This is a genomic window from Rhizobium sp. P1_E1 (genome assembly GCF_056406015.1).
The window spans coordinates 1-1473 of record NZ_JBFUAY010000487.1; the positions used below are offsets into that span (position 1 = coordinate 1).

The 1473-nt window shown below is 60.9% G+C and carries 1 protein-coding gene; it reads left to right on the forward strand.

From position 1 onward, the window contains the following. Nucleotides 1–1353 (forward strand): DrmB family protein (drmB, locus tag AC1D1Z_RS37350; RefSeq protein WP_477853853.1); only part of this gene is annotated, 1353 nt, incomplete at its 5' end. Nucleotides 1354–1473: the final 120 nt, after the last annotated feature.

Here is a 1473-nt window from a genome sequence, read left to right on the forward strand (position 1 = left end):
GGTCGGCCCTTGCTCGAGCTCACGTCTCTCGGGAAGTCGGCGGCACTCGCAGATCTCCACGTGCATTGCAAGACTTGCAATTCCTCGGCATCCCTGGGAGATGCCTTCGGGCCAGAGATCCTCCGTGGCCAGAAATGTCGAGGCGTCAGGCCTTGGTTGCATGATCGGGAAGAGGGTTGTGATCAGACTCCACGCGTACTCCAGCGCGGTGCCTCGAATGCGCACTTCGCAGTAGTGGTGTCGGCGCTCTCGATCCCGCCCGTCTCGGAAGGGAACTTCCAGATCATCGAAAGCCAATGGCTGACTCTTGCAGCGCTGCCGGCGGAGGCCGTTACGCCGGTGCTCAATGGGCTGGCGGCCAGCTTCGGGGTTCCTGTCGAAGCGCTGCTTGCTGCGTTCAAAGAAAAGCAGAAGATCGAAGGAGTCACCGAAGGTCGCACAGATGCGGGAGCCAGAGCCGAGGAGTATGCAGCCCTGTCTGCGGACCGTGACGATCCTGTCGTGGGAGGAATTCCCCCGAACTTCTGCAACGCAGTCAGCAAGCCGCCACCGGGTCTCGCCAGCTGGTTCGACCTGGTGGGCGCAGTCTCGCGTCTGCGAGAGGTTCGCGCGCTCGCGGGTTTCACTCGAATCGATCCGTTTCCGGTGAGCGGCGAGCGCGTCGCAGAGGCAGTGCGCGACGGCCACATTTCCCCTCTGTCCAAGCGTGAGTACAACTGGCTGCCCGCGGCCGAGATTCGCGGGGAAGGAGTCTTTCTGAGATTCCGCACAGACGCCATAGATAGGTGGATCGAGGCCAGTCCGGGGTTGCAACCGCGGATTGCTACCCTTGAGCAGCGATCACACAGCGTGGCCGAACAGCGTGGCTACGAGCGGGACTACCGCATCACCGCTAGGCTCTTGCTTGTGCACTCGTTCGCGCACGCGCTGATACGAACAATCTCCATTGACTGCGGTTATTCCGCCTCAGCTTTGCGCGAACGTCTCTATATCCGTGAGGCTGACGCCAATGGCCCCGCAATGAATGGCGTGCTCATATACACCGGCTCCCCGGATTCGGAAGGAAGTCTAGGTGGGCTGGTACGTTTGACACGACCGGAGCACATCAGCAGGATCGTGATGCAGGCAGTCCGCACCGCACACTGGTGCGGCAGCGATCCGGTCTGTCTTGAAACGGATTCGGCGCAACACGGGGACAGGATCAGCGGTGCTGCCTGCCACACCTGTCTTCTCGTACCGGAAACCGCCTGCGAGAAATTCAACAGGGAACTTGACCGGACGACGCTCGTCGGATCGGCGGAAGAGATGGATGGTCCCGGCTGGAAGGGCTTTTTTCATTTGCATGGAGACTGACCGGCATGGCGATCCTGATCCCTGAGCAGCCCAAAGAATGCACGTATGGTGAACGCAGGGTATATGAAAAGCTCGGACGCGACCTCGAGCAGGACTGCGTTGTACTGCACTCCCTCGGGC